Origin of the sequence: Flavobacterium sp. (assembly GCF_040383245.1) — a bacterium.
Lineage (GTDB): Bacteria > Bacteroidota > Bacteroidia > Flavobacteriales > Flavobacteriaceae > Flavobacterium.
The window spans coordinates 13,474-31,152 of the sequence record NZ_JBEIDX010000009.1 but is presented as its reverse complement, the minus strand read 5'-3'; the positions used below and the strand labels follow the sequence as shown (position 1 = coordinate 31,152).

At 33.8% G+C, this 17,679-nt stretch carries 17 protein-coding genes and 1 tRNA gene; 11 read left to right on the top strand and 7 right to left on the bottom strand.

Annotated features, from left to right (window positions below; genetic code table 11):
* Window positions 1-31 precede the first annotated feature (31 nt).
* The 3 genes from ABWO08_RS05500 to ABWO08_RS05490 all read left to right on the top strand — a co-directional run bounded on the left by ABWO08_RS05500 (window position 32) and on the right by ABWO08_RS05490 (window position 1,734).
* Window positions 32-271: a NifU family protein gene (locus ABWO08_RS05500; RefSeq protein ID WP_353084124.1), complete on the top strand. Its 240-nt coding sequence runs from the start codon at window positions 32-34 to the stop codon at window positions 269-271.
* Window positions 272-343: 72 nt separating this feature from the next.
* Entirely contained in the window at window positions 344-1,396 is a 1,053-nt protein-coding gene (locus tag ABWO08_RS05495; RefSeq protein WP_353084122.1) for an NAD(P)/FAD-dependent oxidoreductase, read from the top strand.
* Window positions 1,397-1,401: 5 nt separating this feature from the next.
* Window positions 1,402-1,734: a 2Fe-2S iron-sulfur cluster-binding family protein gene (locus tag ABWO08_RS05490; protein ID WP_353084120.1), complete on the top strand. Its 333-nt coding sequence runs from the start codon at window positions 1,402-1,404 to the stop codon at window positions 1,732-1,734.
* Between the two features lie 31 nt (window positions 1,735-1,765).
* On the opposite strand, the gene ABWO08_RS05485 is transcribed toward ABWO08_RS05490, so the two are convergent.
* From ABWO08_RS05485 to ABWO08_RS05465, 5 genes are all read right to left on the bottom strand, one after another.
* The gene (locus ABWO08_RS05485) at window positions 1,766-2,551 is read right to left on the bottom strand and encodes a DUF3050 domain-containing protein (protein ID WP_353084118.1); all 786 of its coding nucleotides are present in this window, start codon (window positions 2,549-2,551) and stop codon (window positions 1,766-1,768) included.
* Between the two features lie 81 nt (window positions 2,552-2,632).
* Window positions 2,633-3,811 carry an acyl-CoA dehydrogenase family protein gene (locus tag ABWO08_RS05480; RefSeq protein ID WP_353084116.1) on the bottom strand — a complete coding sequence of 393 codons (1,179 nt, stop codon included), beginning with the start codon at window positions 3,809-3,811 and terminating at the stop codon, window positions 2,633-2,635.
* Window positions 3,812-3,941: 130 nt separating this feature from the next.
* Window positions 3,942-4,604, bottom strand: coding sequence for a tRNA1(Val) (adenine(37)-N6)-methyltransferase (locus ABWO08_RS05475; protein ID WP_353084114.1), 663 nt, complete (start codon window positions 4,602-4,604; stop codon window positions 3,942-3,944).
* Between the two features lie 96 nt (window positions 4,605-4,700).
* Window positions 4,701-5,225 carry a ribosome maturation factor RimM gene (gene rimM, locus ABWO08_RS05470; protein WP_353084112.1) on the bottom strand — a complete coding sequence of 175 codons (525 nt, stop codon included), beginning with the start codon at window positions 5,223-5,225 and terminating at the stop codon, window positions 4,701-4,703.
* A gap of 13 nt (window positions 5,226-5,238) precedes the next feature.
* The gene (locus tag ABWO08_RS05465) at window positions 5,239-5,892 is read right to left on the bottom strand and encodes a 30S ribosomal protein S16 (protein WP_353084110.1); all 654 of its coding nucleotides are present in this window, start codon (window positions 5,890-5,892) and stop codon (window positions 5,239-5,241) included.
* Between the two features lie 155 nt (window positions 5,893-6,047).
* Here ABWO08_RS05465 and ABWO08_RS05460 point away from each other — a divergent pair, with 155 nt between their 5' ends.
* The 7 genes from ABWO08_RS05460 (at window position 6,048) to ABWO08_RS05430 (ending at window position 14,405) form a co-directional block, all read left to right on the top strand.
* Window positions 6,048-6,803 carry a DUF6252 domain-containing protein gene (locus ABWO08_RS05460; protein WP_353084108.1) on the top strand — a complete coding sequence of 252 codons (756 nt, stop codon included), beginning with the start codon at window positions 6,048-6,050 and terminating at the stop codon, window positions 6,801-6,803.
* A gap of 136 nt (window positions 6,804-6,939) precedes the next feature.
* On the top strand, window positions 6,940-7,308 hold the full coding sequence (gene rbp / locus ABWO08_RS05455; protein ID WP_353084106.1) for an RNA-binding regulator: 369 nt from the start codon (window positions 6,940-6,942) through the stop codon (window positions 7,306-7,308).
* Between the two features lie 182 nt (window positions 7,309-7,490).
* A complete protein-coding gene (gene dnaE / locus ABWO08_RS05450; protein WP_353084104.1) occupies window positions 7,491-12,032 on the top strand; it encodes a DNA polymerase III subunit alpha in 4,542 nt (1,513 codons plus the stop codon).
* A 79-nt stretch (window positions 12,033-12,111) separates the two neighbouring features.
* Window positions 12,112-12,453, top strand: coding sequence for a thioredoxin (trxA, locus tag ABWO08_RS05445; RefSeq protein WP_353084216.1), 342 nt, complete (start codon window positions 12,112-12,114; stop codon window positions 12,451-12,453).
* Window positions 12,454-12,561: 108 nt separating this feature from the next.
* On the top strand, window positions 12,562-13,488 hold the full coding sequence (locus ABWO08_RS05440) for a DUF58 domain-containing protein (protein ID WP_353084102.1): 927 nt from the start codon (window positions 12,562-12,564) through the stop codon (window positions 13,486-13,488).
* 96 nt (window positions 13,489-13,584) lie between these two features.
* Window positions 13,585-13,658: transfer RNA gene (locus ABWO08_RS05435), tRNA-Asp, on the top strand.
* Between the two features lie 261 nt (window positions 13,659-13,919).
* Window positions 13,920-14,405, top strand: a complete 486-nt coding sequence (locus tag ABWO08_RS05430; protein ID WP_353084100.1) for a hypothetical protein — start codon at window positions 13,920-13,922, stop codon at window positions 14,403-14,405.
* Between the two features lie 6 nt (window positions 14,406-14,411).
* Here ABWO08_RS05430 and ABWO08_RS05425 read toward each other — a convergent pair whose 3' ends face one another.
* Together ABWO08_RS05425 and ABWO08_RS05420 are read right to left on the bottom strand one after the other, a co-directional pair.
* Complete coding sequence (locus tag ABWO08_RS05425; RefSeq protein WP_353084098.1) at window positions 14,412-16,070, bottom strand: phospholipase D-like domain-containing protein; 1,659 nt, start codon at window positions 16,068-16,070, stop codon at window positions 14,412-14,414.
* Between the two features lie 70 nt (window positions 16,071-16,140).
* On the bottom strand, window positions 16,141-17,067 hold the full coding sequence (locus ABWO08_RS05420) for a hypothetical protein (RefSeq protein WP_353084096.1): 927 nt from the start codon (window positions 17,065-17,067) through the stop codon (window positions 16,141-16,143).
* 55 nt (window positions 17,068-17,122) lie between these two features.
* Between ABWO08_RS05420 and ruvC the strand changes: the two genes are divergently transcribed.
* On the top strand, window positions 17,123-17,677 hold the full coding sequence (ruvC, locus tag ABWO08_RS05415) for a crossover junction endodeoxyribonuclease RuvC (protein WP_353084094.1): 555 nt from the start codon (window positions 17,123-17,125) through the stop codon (window positions 17,675-17,677).
* Window positions 17,678-17,679 lie beyond the last annotated feature (2 nt).

Below are 17,679 nucleotides of genomic sequence, written 5' to 3'. Positions count from 1 at the left end.
ATCCAGTCTAATTATCTAATTCGAATATAGTATGACACCACAAGAATTAACCCTATCCATTGAAAAAGCACTAGAAGAAATTCGTCCTTTTTTAAATTCAGATGGAGGGGATATCAGTTTGATTTCGATAGAAGATGAAAAACATGTTAAAGTGAAGTTTCAAGGGGCTTGCACTAGTTGTAGTGTGAACCAAATGACTTTAAAAGCGGGTGTCGAAACAACTATTAAGAAATATGCCCCACAAATTGAAACCGTAGAGAATGTTGAGTAGTTAATTGAATGATAAAAGTCATTTCAAAACACGCTATTACTTTGTTACTTTACGATTTTAAAACCAAGAAAAATGATTGAAACCGATATACTTATTATTGGCGCAGGACCAACTGGATTATTTGCTGTTTTTGAAGCAGGATTATTACAGTTGAAATGCCACATAATAGATGCACTTCCGCAGCCAGGAGGGCAATTGGCCGAGTTATATCCTAAAAAACCAATTTTTGATATTCCGGGTTACCCCGAAGTATTAGCTGGTGATTTAGTAACCAATTTAATGGAACAAATTAAGCAATTTCAACCAGGTTTTACCCTAGCTGAAACTGCAGAAACAATAGATAAATTAGAAGATGGAACATTTATCGTTACCACTAATAAAGGAACAAAACATCACGCAAAAGCAGTTGCAATTGCTGGGGGTTTAGGAACTTTTGAACCTAGAAAACCGCAGTTAGAAAATATTTCGTTTTATGAAGAAAAAGGTGTGGAGTACTTTGTAAAAGACCCCGAATTATTTCGAAATAAAAGAGTAGTAATTGCTGGCGGTGGAGACTCAGCTTTAGATTGGAGTGTTTTTCTTTCTAATTTAGCTTCAGAGGTAACTTTGGTTCATAGAAGAAATGAATTTCGTGGTGCTTTAGATTCAGTTGAAAAAGTACAAGAATTAAAAAAATCGGGGAAAATTAACTTAATTACTCCTGCTGAAGTAGTTGCGATAAATGGGAAAGATCATGTTGAAAGCATTGTTCTTGAAAATGAAGGCAACCAACAAGTACTTGAAACCGATTATTTTATTCCCTTGTTTGGGCTTACGCCAAAATTAGGAGCGATTGCTAATTGGGGATTGGAGATTGAAAAGAATGCAATCAAAGTGAATAATGCACTAGATTATCAAACCAATATTCCGGGTATTTACGCCATAGGCGATGTAAATATATATCCAGGTAAATTGAAATTAATTCTTTGCGGATTTCACGAAGCAACATTAATGTGTCAAAGTGTTTACCAACGCATAAATCCAGGAAAGAAATATGTACTTAAGTACACAACCGTTTCTGGTGTAGATGGGTTTGATGGTACTCGAAAAGAAGCTGAAAAAGCAGTTGTAAAATCAATAGATTAATTGATATGCCACAAGACATAATCATAAAAATTACCGATAGAAATGGAGTTTTGCATGAAGTGCAGGCGCCAACCGACATGAATCTAAATGTAATGGAGCTAATTCGAATGTATGAATTAGCCGAAGAAGGAACTGTTGGAGTTTGTGGTGGAATGGCAATGTGCGCATCTTGTCAATGTTATGTTTTAAACGATGTATTGAAATCAGAACGCAATGACGATGAAGAAGCAATGTTATTAGATGCTTATCATGTAAAGTCAAATAGCCGACTTGGTTGTCAAATTCCAATTACCGAAGAAATAGACGGACTGGAACTAGAAATAGCCCCAGAGCAATAAAAAAAGCGAGAAATTATTCTCGCTTTTTATATTAGATAAGTTCCAATTCTTTTTGTGTTATTTGCTCTTCAATGGCATTCCAAAGTCCGAGGCGTTTTTCTAATGCTTCTATGGATACCTCTTCTAGTTCTTTCCATTTGGTTTCATTGGTGCCACACAATTCAGAAATCATTTGCATTGCCATTGGGCCGTGTTCATCGGCATCCAATTCTATATGGCGCTCAAAATAATATATTAATTTTGATAAATCGGTTTCTGGAAAATTGGTTTGAAAGTTTTTTAAGATTTCGGTAAACATACTCGGAATTAAATCTTCTCTTCCAAAGGTAAATGCAGCTGCAATTTTATGTTCTTTCCCTTCTTCGATAATTCTAAATGTAAAATCTAAAAATGCTTTTACATTAGGATGTAGGTCACTTTGTTTTATCGAGACAAATATGTTTTGTGTAGTTTTTACATTTTCAAGAAATACGTTTATTTCTTTGGTATTAGCTCCACATTGTTGCATCGCATCTAAATACATTTCAAAATGACTTTGTCTTGTTCCGTCAAAAGCCAAATCAGTTTCTTCGGCAACAACAATTTCGTTAATCAAATAACGCACTTCCGGATTTCCAATTGGTAACCAAGGGGTAGATGTGCAAGTAAGTTTATTTTGCAAGGCCTTAAGTAACGACATAAAATCCCAAACAGCATAAATATGGTTTTCTAAAAAACAATGTAAATCTTCAATTGTTTTGACTTTTTCGTATAATGAATGAGTCAATAATTGATTTTTATGACCTTGAATGTTATTGTTAATTGAATCTATTGTCATTTTGATAATTTTATGTAAAAATAAAAAAGCCCCTCGTAATGAAGAAGCTTTTTATATCAATTTTAATTATTGTTTAATCAATTATTTGAATGCCGGAATTCCAGTAATATCGGCACCTGTAATTAATAAGTGGATGTCGTGAGTTCCTTCATAAGTTATTACCGATTCTAGGTTCATACTGTGACGCATGATTGAATATTCTCCAGTAATTCCCATTCCACCTAAAATTTGTCTTGCCTCACGAGCAATGTTAATTGCCATGTCCACATTATTTCTTTTTGCCATCGAAATTTGAGCTGTTGTGGCTTTTCCTTCGTTTCTTAGAACTCCTAATCTCCAAGTTAACAATTGTGCTTTGGTGATTTCGGTAATCATTTCGGCTAATTTCTTTTGTTGTAATTGGGTTCCAGCGATTGGTTTGTCAAACTGAATTCTTTCTTTTGCATAGCGCAATGCAGTGTCATAACAATCCATAGCTGCACCAATAGCACCCCAAGCAATTCCGTATCTAGCAGAATCCAAACACATCATTGGAGCTCCAAGTCCAGATTTTCCTGGTAATAAATTTTCTTTAGGAACTTTTACATTATCAAAAATCAATTCTCCTGTTGCACTTGCACGAAGTGACCATTTATTGTGCGTTTCTGGAGTGGTAAATCCTTCCATACCGCGTTCTACAATAAGTCCGTGAATTCTTCCTTCTTCATTTTTAGCCCAAACCACAGCAACATCAGCAAATGGTGCATTAGAAATCCACATTTTGGCACCATTCAATAAATAATGATCGCCCATATCTTTAAAATTAGTCACCATTCCGCTAGGATTAGAACCATGATCGGGTTCGGTCAAGCCGAAACAACCCATGAATTCTCCAGTTGCTAATTTTGGTAAGTATTTCATTCGTTGCTCTTCGGTTCCAAATTTCCAAATAGGATACATTACCAAAGAAGATTGTACCGATGAGGTAGAGCGAACTCCCGAATCTCCTCTTTCAATTTCTTGCATGATTAATCCGTAAGAAATTTGATCTAAACCAGCGCCACCATATTCTTCTGGGATATAAGGCCCAAATCCACCAATTTCTCCCAGCCCTTTTATAATTTGCTTAGGAAATTCAGCTCTTTGAGCATAATCTTCAATGATTGGAGAAACTTCGCGTTTTACCCACGCACGAGCAGAATCTCTAACTAATTTATGTTCTTCTGTTAGCAAATCGTCTAACAAGTAGTAATCTGGAGCTTGAAATAAATCTGGTTTCATTCGAATGTTTGTTTTGATGTCGACAAATTTACATAAACATATTTAGTATTTCATTCAACGAATGTTATAATTTTTATGGATATGATAATTTTTTTGGAAAAAGAAAGGAAAATAATAACAATAATAGAATTTACATTTTAAGATAAAATGCGCTAGTTAGTTCTATATATTCATCAGTGTATTGATGTCTCGCGGTTTCAACAACCAATTCATCTGCAGTTAAAGTGCTTAATTCATAACGTTTAAAAGCCAACAAACTTCTTTTGATTTCGGTAGTTGGAGTACCTTTTATACGAGTGACTTTTATTGGGAAAAGTTCTATTTCGGCACACAAATCAATAAATTTTTCTTCCTCTTTATAAGGAATAATAACCGCAAAAATTCCGTTTTCAGATAATAATAAATCAGCTGCTTCAACCAATTCTTCAAAAGGTAATGCATCCTGAAATCGTGCTAAGTCACGTTGTGTACTTTCAGTTTTATAATCTTCTGAATAAAAAGGAGGATTAGAAATGATGAGGTCATAGGTGTCTTCAGGTTCCTCAACGAATTCATCAAGTCCTGCATGAAAGCAAAATAAACGATCTCCCCAAGGTGAATTTTCGAAATTTTCAACGCATTGTTCGTAGGCATCTTCGTCTATTTCTATAGCATCAATTTGATCTGCGTTGCTTCTTTGCGCTAGCATTAAAGATAAAATTCCAGTTCCGGCACCAATATCTAAAACAGAAAAAGGATTGTTATCAATAGGACACCATGCGCCAAGCAAAACTCCATCTGTTCCAATTTTCATGGCACATCGGTTTTGATTAACAGAAAATTTTTTGAATTGAAACAAAATGATTATCGATTATTAATTTATACAAATCAAATAAACGGAAGTAGAATGCTATAAATACATTTCTACTAAACCTTCAGGAAGGTTCATGATTACTTTTTTATTTTCTCTGTCAATTTTCACAAGAAATTGATCAATCATTGGAACCAAAATTTCAACTGATCCATTCACCACTTCAAATAGAGGCTGAGCAGAAGTATCATTGATGGAAACAATTTTCCCAAACACTCCTAATCGTTGGTCTTCAATTTCAAATCCAATAACTTCATGAAAATAAAATTTGTTGCCTTCAAGTTTTGGTAACATATTTAATGGCAAATAAATTTCGCAGCCAATTATTTCATCGGCATCAGCCTCACTATCTACATCCTCAAATTTTACTCTAAGAAAATCGCCTTTGTGTAGGTTGCCATTTTCAATAAAAAATGGAACCAAGTTTTTGTTGAATTCAACAAAAACCGATTCCATATTTTCATATAACTCAGGCTCGTCGGTATCTAAATAGATTAAGACTTCACCTTTGAAACTAAATTTTTTTGCAATTTTGCCTAAATAGAAACAATCTTCTTTACGCATTATTGCAAATGTATTAAGCCTCTGTTTCTTCGTTATTTTCTTCAGCAGCAGCTTCTTCAGCAGGAGCAGCTTCTTCTTCAGTAACTTCAGCAACTACTTCTTCTGTAGCAGTTTCTTCAGCAGCAACTTCAGCAACTTCTTCTTCAGTAGCAGTTTCCTCAGCAGCAACTTCAGCAACTTCTTCTTCAATAACTTCTGGTGCTTCTGCAGCTTTTAAAGCTTCAGCAGCAGCATTGATTCTTTTTTCGTTAGCAGCTTGTTCCGCTTTTAAAGCTTTAGCTTTAGCATCTTTTTGCGCTTTAGTTAAAGTTTCTTTTTTAGCATCAACTTTTCCAGCTTTTTCTTTAATCCAAGCTTCTAATTTAGCATCAGCTTGCTCTTGAGTTAAAGCTCCTTTACGAACTCCTCCATCAAGGTGGTGTTTCAATAAAGCTCCTTTATAAGAAAGGATAGCTCTAGCTGTGTCTGTTGGTTGTGCACCATTGTGTAACCATTGTACCGCTTGGTCAAGGTTTAATTCAATAGTTGCAGGATTGGTGTTTGGATTGTAAGTTCCTAGTTTTTCAAGGAATCTACCGTCTCTTTTTGCGCGAGCATCTGCCGCTACGATCCAGTAAAATGGTTTTTGTTTTTTACCGTGTCTTTGTAATCTAATTTTTACTGACATAATCTAAATGATTAAATTGAGGTACTCGACCTCGGTTAATTAAGGGTGCAAATATATAAAACTTTTTGATTCTAACTACAAGTAAATAAAAAAATAGTTTAACTTGGATTTTTTGCAAAAAAAACTATTTTTGTAATTATTAACTTATATACAAAATGAAAAAAATAGTATTCCTTCTTATAGTTTTAATTACAACTTTATCATGTTCTGAAGATGTTAAATTTAATAATCCAGGATTTCAAGCCTATCGTGATGGACAATTATTTAGAGCTGAAAATGTTACAGCTTATAAATCTGTTTCAACTGGCGATATATCAATAGTTGCAATAGCTCAAGAAGAAGATGTAGAAATTAATATTTCAAATTCTAATGTTGGAACATACTATTTTGGAACAACAGACATTTATACAAATGCATTGTATAATTCTTCATTTAGTTCGACCCCATTATCTTACAGAACCAATATAGTTTCAGGCCCTGTTGCTAAAATGAATAATTTTATGATTAATGGAGGAACTGGATATGTATCCGATTGTACTTTATCAAATGGTGTTTATGTGTGCGGTAATTCTCACACAACAACAAGTTCAGGAACAGGAACCGGATTAACACTTTCTGTAATTGCAAATGCTTCTGGAATTGTAACATCTGTAAAAGTTGCTTCTCCAGGAACTGGATATAAAGCTGGAGATATTGTTACCATTTCAGGTGGTAGCGGAAACGCACTAATTTCTGTTTTAAATGTTCAAGGAAGTAATGGAGAGGTTAGTATAACTGAAAACACAGGTGATACAATTACAGGTGATTTCAAATTTAATGCAGTGAATACTAGTGGAAATTCATTAGGTAGCGATTTAGTTAATTTTCAATATGGAACCTTTTATAAAATTCCAGTTCAAGTCGTTCCTTAAATAATAAACTAAACTATTTTACTTACCCATTTGAATTTCAAATGGGTTTTTTATTTATAAATGATAATAAAACCTTAATAAATAATATTACCCGGTTTATTATAAGTACCTTTGTAAGGAATTTTAAAATAAAATTATGAATATTTTTGTTGGAAGTCTTCCTTGGAGTATAGAGGAAGCAGATTTGAGAGAATCTTTTGAAGTGTACGGATCGGTTAGTTCTGTTAAAATTATTACTGATAAATTTACTGGAAGAAGTAAAGGATTCGGATTTGTTGAAATGGAAAACGATGCAGAAGCTGAAAAAGCAATTGCTGAATTGAACGGTGCAACTGTCGAAGGTCGTACAATTGTGGTTAACAAATCAGAGCCAAAACCAGAAGGAGAAAGAAGATCTTTTTCTAACAACCGTTCAGGCGGTGGTTATAATGGTGGTGGTAATTCTCGTGGTGGTGGAAGCTACAACGATAGAAACAGTGGTGACGGTAACAGAGGAAGATACTAGTTTTTCAAACTTATTATACTACAAAAACCATCCGATTTTTCGGATGGTTTTTTTTATTGTTAATAACTAAAATTGACAATTTGTTACTTAAAATGTACTTTTGAAAATAGAATAAAGTTTCGATTTTTTCTTTATGATTCTTTTCATAAATAAAAGTCTTCAATCTGTAATCTTCAACCTTAATGTATTTAATATTCGATACTGAAACTACCGGACTTCCTAAGAAATGGGCAGCACCAATTACCGACACCGATAATTGGCCTAGATGCGTCCAAATTGCTTGGCAACTGCATGACGAAATGGGAAATCTTTTGGAACATCAAGATTATTTAATACAGCCAGAGGGTTACAATATTCCGTATGATGCCGAAAGTGTTCATGGAATTTCAACAGAATTAGCTCAGCAACAAGGGATTTCGTTAAAAGAAATGTTAGAGAAATTTAATGTTTCTCTATCTAAAGCGAAGTTTATTGTAGGTCAAAATCTAGGTTTTGATGTGAATATAATGGGTTGCGAATTCTACCGAATGGGAATCGAATCGCCAATGTCCTCACTTCCTATTTTAGATACATGTACCGAAGTTACCGCATCTTTATTACAACTTCCAGGAGGAAGAGGAGGTAAATTTAAATTACCAACTTTAACCGAATTACACCAATATCTTTTTGGGCAACCCTTTGCAGAAGCACATAATGCCACCGCCGATGTGGAAGCTACCACGAGATGTTTTTTCGAATTAATTCGAACTCAAATATTCACCAAAGAAGAACTTGGTGTTGCATCTGATTACTTTGAAGCGTTTAAATTAAAACATTCAAAACCAATTTCTTTAATTGGTTTGAAACATATTAATCTTAAGGAAGCCTCTGAAAAAATAAGACAACAATTTGGAGACAAAGGACATGTTCCAATTTCAAATGAAACACTTTCAGAAAACAAGCAAATCCTTATTGATACTGAGTTTGTGCATTTGCATAATCACACTCAATTTTCGGTTTTGCAATCTACCGTTTCTGTAAAGGATTTAGTTTCCGCCGCTGTCAAAAATAAAATGCCAGCAGTTGCAATGACCGATATGGGAAATATGATGGGTACTTTTCACTTTGTAAGAGATATTCTCAATCATAATAAGGCTGCGGAAGCAAAAAATAAGGCTGCAATTGAAGCGGGAAATGACCCAGAAGAAATTAGTATTAAACCAATTGTAGGGTGTGAGTTTTTTGTTTGTGACAATCACAAAGATAAAACCCGAAAAGACAACGGGTTTCAAGTGGTTTTTCTTGCCAAAAATAAAAAAGGGTATCACAACTTAGCCAAGATGGCCTCTATAGCCTATACTGAGGGCTTTTATTATGTACCAAGAATTGATAGAGAAATTATCAAAAAATACAAAGAAGATATTATTGTCCTTTCCGGAAGTTTGTATGGTGAAGTTCCAAATAAGGTTCTGAATCTTGGTGAAAACCAAGCTGAGGAAGCTTTAATATGGTGGAAAGAACAATTTGGAGCTAATTTTTATATCGAATTAATGCGCCACAATCAAGAAGATGAAAACCGAGTTAATTCGTCATTAATTACTTTGGCTAGAAAGCACCAAGTAAAATTAGTAGCCACAAACAATACTTTTTACATTGATAAAAAAGATGCTAATGCACACGATATTTTGCTTTGTGTTCGGGATGGTGAAAAGCAATCTACGCCTATAGGTAGAGGCCGAGGTTTCCGTTATGGTTTGCCAAATCAGGAATATTATTTCAAATCGAGCGAGGAGATGAAAAAGCTTTTTGCCGATTTACCCGAAGCGATTTCAAGTATCACAGAAATTGTAGAGAGCATCGAAGTTTATGATCTAGCTCGTGAAGTATTACTTCCTAAATTTACTATTCCAGAAGAATTTCTAGTTGCCGAAGACCAACAAGACGCAGGCAAAAGAGGAGAAAATAAATACCTGCATTATTTAACCTATGAAGGGGCTAAAAGGAGGTATAAAGAAATCACCCCCGAAATTCAAGAACGCATCGATTTTGAATTACTCACCATTGAAAACTCTGGTTATCCTGGATATTTCTTGATTGTACAAGATTTCATTGCTGAAGCCCGAAAAATGGGTGTTTCTGTTGGGCCAGGTCGTGGATCTGCAGCAGGATCTGTCGTAGCCTATTGTTTAGGAATTACTAATATTGACCCCTTACTATATAATTTGCTTTTTGAGAGATTCCTTAATCCAGACAGGGTTTCCCTTCCCGATATTGATATCGATTTTGATGACGAGGGTAGAGGAAAAGTTATGGATTATGTAATTCAAAAATATGGTTCTAAGCAAGTAGCCCAAATTATTACTTACGGAACCATGGCTGCAAAATCATCTGTAAGAGATACTGCTCGTGTTCTTGACTTGCCACTCTTTGAAGCCGATAAAATTGCCAAACTAATCCCTAATAATTTAAATTTAGCCAAAATATTTTCAATGGATGAAGCTAGCTTAAAGAAAGCACTTCGTCCTGAGGAATTTGATAAAGTTAAAGATTTAATTGCACTTGGAGGTACTAAAGATTTGGGCGGGGATACCATTCAACAGGCGCAAATATTAGAAGGGAATCTAAGAAATACTGGGATTCATGCTTGTGGAGTAATTATTACTCCAGATGATATTACCAATTTTGTTCCGGTTGCCACTGCCAAAGATTCGGAGTTGTTTGTAACCCAATTTGATAACTCGGTGGTTGAAAGCGCCGGATTATTAAAAATGGACTTCTTGGGTTTGAAGACCCTAACTTTGATAAAAGACACCGTCAAATTAGTTAAATATAGAACCGGTATCGAACTCAATCCGGATGAATTTCCTATCGATGATGCCAAAACCTTCGAGCTTTTTCAACGTGGAGAAACGGTAGGTATTTTCCAATATGAAAGTCCGGGAATGCAAAAATACATGAAGGAATTAAAACCTACGGTTTTTCCTGATTTGATTGCCATGAATGCCTTGTATCGACCGGGACCTATTGCTTATATTCCGAGTTTTATTAAGCGTAAAAATGGGGAAGAAGAAATTGTATACGATCTCGAGGCTTGCGAAGAATTGCTAAAAGACACCTATGGAATTACCGTTTATCAAGAGCAAGTAATGCTTTTGTCTCAAAAATTGGCTGGATTCTCTAAAGGGGACGCCGATGTTTTGCGTAAAGCAATGGGAAAAAAACAACGAGATGTCCTAGATAAAATGAAGCCTAAGTTTATTTCTCAGGCAGAAGCCAAAGGACATGCGGCAGATAAATTAGAGAAAATTTGGAAAGACTGGGAAGCCTTTGCGGAGTATGCATTTAATAAATCGCATTCTACTTGTTATGCTTGGATTGCATACCAAACAGCCTATTTAAAAGCCAATTATCCTGCTGAATATATGGCTGCGGTTTTGTCTAATAACATGAATGACATCAAGCAGGTTTCTTTCTTTATGGAAGAATGTAAACGAATGGGATTAAATGTTTTAGGTCCTGATGTAAATGAATCGTTTTATAAATTTACGGTTAATGATAACTACGCAGTTCGCTTTGGAATAGGAGCTGTGAAAGGTGTTGGAGCGAATGCTGTGGATACAATTGTACAAAATAGAAAAGAGGCACCTTATAAGTCAATTTTTGATTTGGCCAAAAAAATCGATTTGCGTGCAGCAAATAAAAAGGCATTTGAAAGTTTAGCATTTGCGGGTGGTTTTGACTGTTTTGAAGATACGCATCGTGCGCAATATTTCCATTTAGATGGTGACGGTATTACCTTTTTAGAAAAGGCAATTCGTTATGGATCTAAATTTCAAGAAAATGAAAATTCATCGCAAGTTAGTTTGTTTGGTGAAGCCAGTGAAGTACAAATTTCAGAGCCAGTTGTTCCGCCTTGTCCCGAATGGAACACCATGGAGAAATTAGCCAAAGAAAAAGAAGTAGTTGGAATATATATTTCCGGACATCCATTGGATGATTACCGTTATGAAATGAACTATTTTTGTAACATTAGATTGGCTCAATTAAAAAATTTAGAGCCACTTGTAGGTAAAAACTTAACTTTTGGGGGGATTGTAACTAATGTGCAATACCGCACCGGACAAAAAGGAAAAGATTGGGGTTCCTTTACTTTAGAAGGGTATGATGAAAGTCATGATTTTAGAATATTTGACGAAGAATATCTGAAATTCAAACATTTTTTGGTAAACAACCAATTCATCTATTTCAAAATTAGTGTTAAAGAAGGTTGGATAAATCGGGAAACCGGAAAAAAATCGGAGCCAAGAATTACCTTTCAAGACGCAAAATTCTTAGTTGATGTTTTGCCAACATTTGCCAAAAAATTATCCATTCATTTGAATATTCAGGATTTAAATCCAAATTTAATTCTAAAGTTGAGCGAGTTATTTAAAGCAAATAGAGGAGAGAATTCGGTGAATTTTGAAGTGTTAGAAATAGAAAAAGTGACTAAGGTTGTAGAACAAGATTTACCTGTTGCTGCCACAATATTAAGTAGTTCTGAAGAAAGCGATTTAGATACGGATGCGATAGATTTAGATGCAGAAATGGATGAACCAGAAATGGAAGTTAATTTGCCAGTTACTGTTGATGAAAACAGAGTTGTAACAAGATTGGCTATGCCAAGTAGAAAGTTAAAAGTAAAAATCACAAAAGAATTATTGGAGGAATTAGATAAAGTACCGGTAAACTATAAACTAAATTAATTAATAAATAGCGAAAAGTAATAATTGTTACATTTTATCCATAAAATAATTAATTATATTTGCCTAAATAAATAAGAAAATTAATAAATTAAATAAAACAAATATGGCATTAGCAATAACAGATGCTACTTTTGATGAAGTAGTATTAAAATCAGACAAACCAGTAGTAGTTGATTTTTGGGCAGCTTGGTGTGGACCATGTAGAATGGTTGGACCAGTTATTGATGAAATTCACGGCGAATATGAAGGTAAAGCAGTTGTTGGAAAAGTAGATGTAGATGCAAACCAAGAATTTGCTGCTAAATATGGTGTTAGAAATATTCCAACTGTATTAATTTTCCAAAACGGAGAAGTTGTAGGACGTCAAGTAGGAGTTGCTCCTAAAAAAACCTATACCGATGCAATTGACGCATTGTTATAATAAAAATTAAATTGTTTTTAAAAGGTTCAGCGAAAGCTGAGCCTTTTTTATTTGTATAAATTCCTATTTAATGGGGTCATATTAAAATTTTCAAATTATATTTGAAGTATGAAAATTGAAGAACAAAAAGAACTTGTTTCAGGGTTTAAACATCTCGAACTATTAGCTAACCAAGTTGTGGAGGGCTTTATTTCGGGAATGCATAAATCGCCTTTTCATGGTTTTTCTGCTGAATTTGCCGAACATAAAATTTACAATATTGGCGAAAGCACCAAACATATTGATTGGAAACTTTTTGCCAAAACAGACCGTTTGTATACCAAACGATTTGAAGAGGAAACTAATCTTAGATGTCATTTGATAGTGGATAATTCTTCCTCCATGCATTACCCAAAGTTGGAGGCCAACCAAAATTTTTTCGAAAGCAAAATTGGTTTTTCGGTATTGGCTTCTGCGGTACTGATGAGTTTGTTAAAAAAACAACGCGATGCTGTTGGATTAAGTGTTTTTTCAGACAACTACGAATATTATGCTCCTGAAAAAGGAAGTGATCGCCACCACAGAATGTTATTACATAAACTTGAAGATTTATTGAATCAGCCAAAGCAATCTAAAGCTACAGATACAATAACCTTTTTACATCAAGTGGCCGAAAAAATTCATCGCAGATCAATGATTGTAATTTTTTCAGACATGTTTCAAGATGGAGATCAAGAGGCTTTGCTGAATGCGTTGCAGCATTTAAAACACAACAAACATAAGGTGGTTTTATTTCATGTTATTGATCACGAAACGGAATTAAATTTTGATTTTGACAATACCCCCCGTAAGTTTATAGATTTAGAATCGGGAGAGGTAGTTAATCTATTTGCAGAAAATGTAAAAGAAGAGTACGAAAAAAATCTTCAGACTTATTTCAAAAATCTTTCTTTGGTGTGTGCTCAAAATAAAATTAAGTATGTTCCGGTAAATGTGGGGGCAAATTTTGATAAAATCCTGACCACATATTTAGCTGAAAAACAAATATTTGGTTAGCTAATGCTAAATCAAGTAAGAAATTAATAAAAAAAAGCATTGAAACACTTGCTAATTTTAAAAATGGGTGTATATTTGCAACCGCAATAAAGCGAAGGTTTGGTAGTTCAGTTGGTTAGAATACATGCCTGTCACGCATGGGGTCGCGGGTTCGAGTCCCGTCCAGACCGCTAAAATTGGGAAAAAGCACTTTGGAAACAAAGTGCTTTTTTGCCCAAAAAAGCAAATGAAATGCAATTGCTGAATAGCATTTAAATTCAGGAATTCATTCAAAATTAGTTGTGTTGTTTCGATGCGAATTTGTAACTCGCATCACGGTTTAGTAGTTAGACCAATGAAAAGCTTTCCACTTTATTGTGGATGGCTTTTTTGCTTTTAGGAAACTTTGTAATTTTTTACTATTTTTGAAGGGCAGTATAAAAAATAATCATTTGAAAAAGATTAGTTTACTTTTATTGGTTGTACTTTTTCAATCTTGTCAGTATTTTGACAAGCAAGTTCCCAATGAAAAAGACTTATTGGAACAACGAATGAAAGAGATAAACTGGAAAGAGGTAGATCAATATCCGACCATAGCCGATTGTGAAAAATTAACGAATCCGGTGCAACGCAAACAATGTTTTTTTGAATTTATGCAAAGTACAATTCAGCAAAAATTAAGCATTGATACTTTAAAAATATTATTTCCAAAGCTAGATACAATAGAAGTAAAAGTAACAATAAACTCAGATGCTTCTTTACAATTTGAACCTCAATTTCCTAGAGATACAATTGCGTACGACACCATTAAAATCGATAGTATTTTAAAATTAAAATTGGTAGATTTCCCAAAAGTTAACCCCGCAATTAAAAGAGGGATTCCGGTGAAAACACAATTTATTTTACCTGTTATTATTAAAACCGAAAATAAAAAATAAGGAAACTTATTTTTTTACTACTTTATAAAAATAAGACTTACCGTCGTAATTTAATTCCAATAAATAAAAACCCGCATTTTCCATTGAAAGGTCTATTTCACAGGAACTAAAAGTGGCATATTGATTTTCTTTAATTAGCTTGCCCAAAACATCAAATAACCTAAATTCAAATTGATTAATACTTTTATTTGAAGCAATTTCAAAAATTCCATTAGTTGGATTCGGAATAATTTGGAATAGATTATAATCTGCATTATTTTCTATGTTTGATAATGGATTTACAATTATACCGCTTGAAGCTAAATATACACTAGCAAAAGCTTGATAATATTGATTTGCGATATTGGCATCATGAACGATTAAAGTATTTTCATCATTTTTGGTTTCTGCAGAGGTGCTCCAATTGTGAGAACCAGTAAGCACAAGAGGATCAGAAGCACTATTAAAATTATCTACTACCATGAATTTGTGGTGCATAATTCCAGATGCCGTATCAATAACTGCATGATTAGGCGATAAACCTGCTTGCAAATTGGAAATCTGATTGCTCAACGGATTGCTGCTATCAACTATAACATTGCAGTTTGTAATTCCGCTTGAAAATTTATTTAATATTGCAGTGCAAACATCACTTCTAGTGAAATTCATTACTGCTACTTCTAAATCGGTATTTGCAGAATTTACCGCTGCAATTATTTTCGAATTAGTTCCATCTGAAGGACTAAAATAACATTCTACAACACTTCCGCCAATAACAAAATTATGGGGTGTATTATCGGTTTTATATTGCCCAAATTTTGAATTGTTAGAATCGGGAGTTGCAGTAGCACTTCCCCACATTTCTTCAAATTCTAAAGTGTATGCAGCAGCTAGGGTTTGATCTTGAACAACTATCGCATTATTTTTATCTGGACCTTCAATTTGAGCAAAAGTCCAATTTGTAGAACCTGTCCAAACATAAGAAAGAAACGGATTATTGCAAATGGCGTCAATTATTACAAATTTATTGTGCATAATGGAATAGGTAGATGAAGTTGGACTTGCCAATTTGGGAATAGCACTATTTAATAAAGGAATCATAACACTACTTGTGCCGCCATCATAAATAATTCTTACTTGAATCCCTCTTGCATAGGCCGCATTAATAGCATTTGCAATTCCTTGAGTTGCCGATGGGGAATATGAATTATAGATTGCGATATCTAATGTTGCCACACAATTATTTATATAGGTAATCAACATATCATCTAAGGTATTCCCCAAATTAACCGCCGCCTGAGTTTGACTAAAACTAGTATCAACAACATGATTAAAATAGACATTTATAGCGCCGCTTGAAGCCGATTTTGACGCAATTGTAACTATTGAAGGATTTGTTTTAGAATCTTTAAGAGTATATTCAACTTTAAAGAACTGAGAAGGTTTTATAGAATCAATAATGAAAAAATTGGTACTTGCTGATTTCTCAATTGCAACTTCTTTTTTTGAAAATACATCAGTGACTTTAATAGAATTTGGTGCTTTTGCATTGTCAAATGCAAGTTCCAATCTATTTGGGAAATAGCGCACTGTAAAATCTTTTTCTGCAATACTTTCCTGGGCAAATCCACGAACTGTTGAAAACACTAAAAAGATTAAGATAGATAAGGGGAAATATCTAATCATTGATTTTTTTTCAAAAATAAGAAATAATAAGTATTTTCTTATAAAAGAGTTATTGATTTTTAAGTAGTTATTATTTTTTTAAATTAAATTTAAACAGTAACACATAGTAACTTCCAATGATAACGGGTAAAACTATATTTAATACCCACATTAAAGCTGTAACAAATACTGTGATCCATTCATTAACACCCAATAATCCGAAAAAATAAACAGCCAAACTTCCTTTCAACGCAAAGTCAATAAATTGAAAACTCGGAATTATGGATGCCAGTAAATAAACAGTTGCTATGGTTGTAATTAGAGTTAAGTATGGTAAATTAACATCAAAGGCTACAAGAAGAAAATAAAATTGGTGAATTAAAACCACATACCTCAATATACCCAACACGATATTTTTTTGATTAATTTTTCTCGGAATTTCAATTATTTTTAAGATAAACTTTTCAATAGAATAACCGTGAATCAATATTCGTTTGGTAAAAAAAGAAATTAATAGTAGTGCAATACAGCTGCATAATAACAAAAAACTCCATTTCCAATATCCTAAAATAAACATGCTTAAAAACCCGAAAAAACCAAGTATAAGTACTTGAATCCCGTTACAAATTAGGTTTAGAAATATGATTTTTTTGGTTTCTTTCTTTTCAAAATACAGCGCTTTTCCAACATATTCACCAATGCCAACCGGAGTAAAAACTCCCAATGTTAAGGCGGCAAGCACTTGCTTTGTTGCTTCCATTTTAGAAATTACAGCAACTTCTTGAGCAAGATTTTGCCATTTTAAAATTTCAAAATACCGATTCAAAAAACTTAAAAACAATAAAAAAGTGATTCCTGCAACCGATTGGTTTTTTTGGAATAAAACCAAAAATTTATCCCAATCAAGCTTGGTGTTATTTGCTAATTGACTATAAATAAAATAAAAAGCCGTAATTACAATCAAAAGTTTGATTATAAAAACACCGAATTGCTTAGTTTTGTGAGAAATTGAAATCATTGTTGCAAAGAAACAGAAAACTTTGAATTGATTTCTTAAACTTGAAACTTATTAATTGGCAAACGAGCGCATCATATTAGGAATTGACCCCGGAACCACAATAATGGGATTTGGCTTGATTAGGGTTGTAAATAAAAAAATGGAATTTATTCAGTTGAATGAATTGATTTTGAGTAAATACGACAACCATTACCAAAAGCTGAAAGTCATTTTTGAGCGAACTATAGAGCTGATTGATACACATCACCCCGATGAAATAGCTATTGAAGCTCCATTTTTTGGTAAAAATGTGCAATCAATGTTAAAGCTTGGAAGGGCACAAGGTGTAGCTATGGCTGCCGGACTTGCGAGAGATATTCCAATTACTGAATATGAGCCGAAGAAAATAAAGATGGCCATCACGGGGAACGGAAATGCCACGAAGGAGCAAGTTGCTAAAATGCTGCAGCAATTATTAGGTTTAAAAACACTTCCAAAAAATTTAGATTCCACCGATGGACTGGCAGCTGCAGTTTGTCATTTTTTTAATTCGGGAAAAGTGGTTGGCGCTAAAAGTTATTCCGGTTGGGATGCTTTTGTGAAGCAAAATGAAGATCGCGTAAAGAAATAACA

Bases quoted from the DNA above. Each gene is read 5' to 3' on its own strand.
- ABWO08_RS05500 (WP_353084124.1), top strand. From the start codon at position 32: ATGACACCACAAGAATTAACCCTATCCATTGAAAAAGCACTAGAAGAA.
- ABWO08_RS05495 (WP_353084122.1), top strand. From the start codon at position 344: ATGATTGAAACCGATATACTTATTATTGGCGCAGGACCAACTGGATTA.
- ABWO08_RS05490 (WP_353084120.1), top strand. From the start codon at position 1,402: ATGCCACAAGACATAATCATAAAAATTACCGATAGAAATGGAGTTTTG.
- ABWO08_RS05485 (WP_353084118.1), bottom strand. From the start codon at position 2,551: ATGACAATAGATTCAATTAACAATAACATTCAAGGTCATAAAAATCAA.
- ABWO08_RS05480 (WP_353084116.1), bottom strand. From the start codon at position 3,811: ATGAAACCAGATTTATTTCAAGCTCCAGATTACTACTTGTTAGACGAT.
- ABWO08_RS05475 (WP_353084114.1), bottom strand. From the start codon at position 4,604: ATGAAAATTGGAACAGATGGAGTTTTGCTTGGCGCATGGTGTCCTATT.
- rimM (WP_353084112.1), bottom strand. From the start codon at position 5,225: ATGCGTAAAGAAGATTGTTTCTATTTAGGCAAAATTGCAAAAAAATTT.
- ABWO08_RS05465 (WP_353084110.1), bottom strand. From the start codon at position 5,892: ATGTCAGTAAAAATTAGATTACAAAGACACGGTAAAAAACAAAAACCA.
- ABWO08_RS05460 (WP_353084108.1), top strand. From the start codon at position 6,048: ATGAAAAAAATAGTATTCCTTCTTATAGTTTTAATTACAACTTTATCA.
- rbp (WP_353084106.1), top strand. From the start codon at position 6,940: ATGAATATTTTTGTTGGAAGTCTTCCTTGGAGTATAGAGGAAGCAGAT.
- dnaE (WP_353084104.1), top strand. From the start codon at position 7,491: ATGTATTTAATATTCGATACTGAAACTACCGGACTTCCTAAGAAATGG.
- ABWO08_RS05440 (WP_353084102.1), top strand. From the start codon at position 12,562: ATGAAAATTGAAGAACAAAAAGAACTTGTTTCAGGGTTTAAACATCTC.
- ABWO08_RS05425 (WP_353084098.1), bottom strand. From the start codon at position 16,070: ATGATTAGATATTTCCCCTTATCTATCTTAATCTTTTTAGTGTTTTCA.
- ABWO08_RS05420 (WP_353084096.1), bottom strand. From the start codon at position 17,067: ATGATTTCAATTTCTCACAAAACTAAGCAATTCGGTGTTTTTATAATC.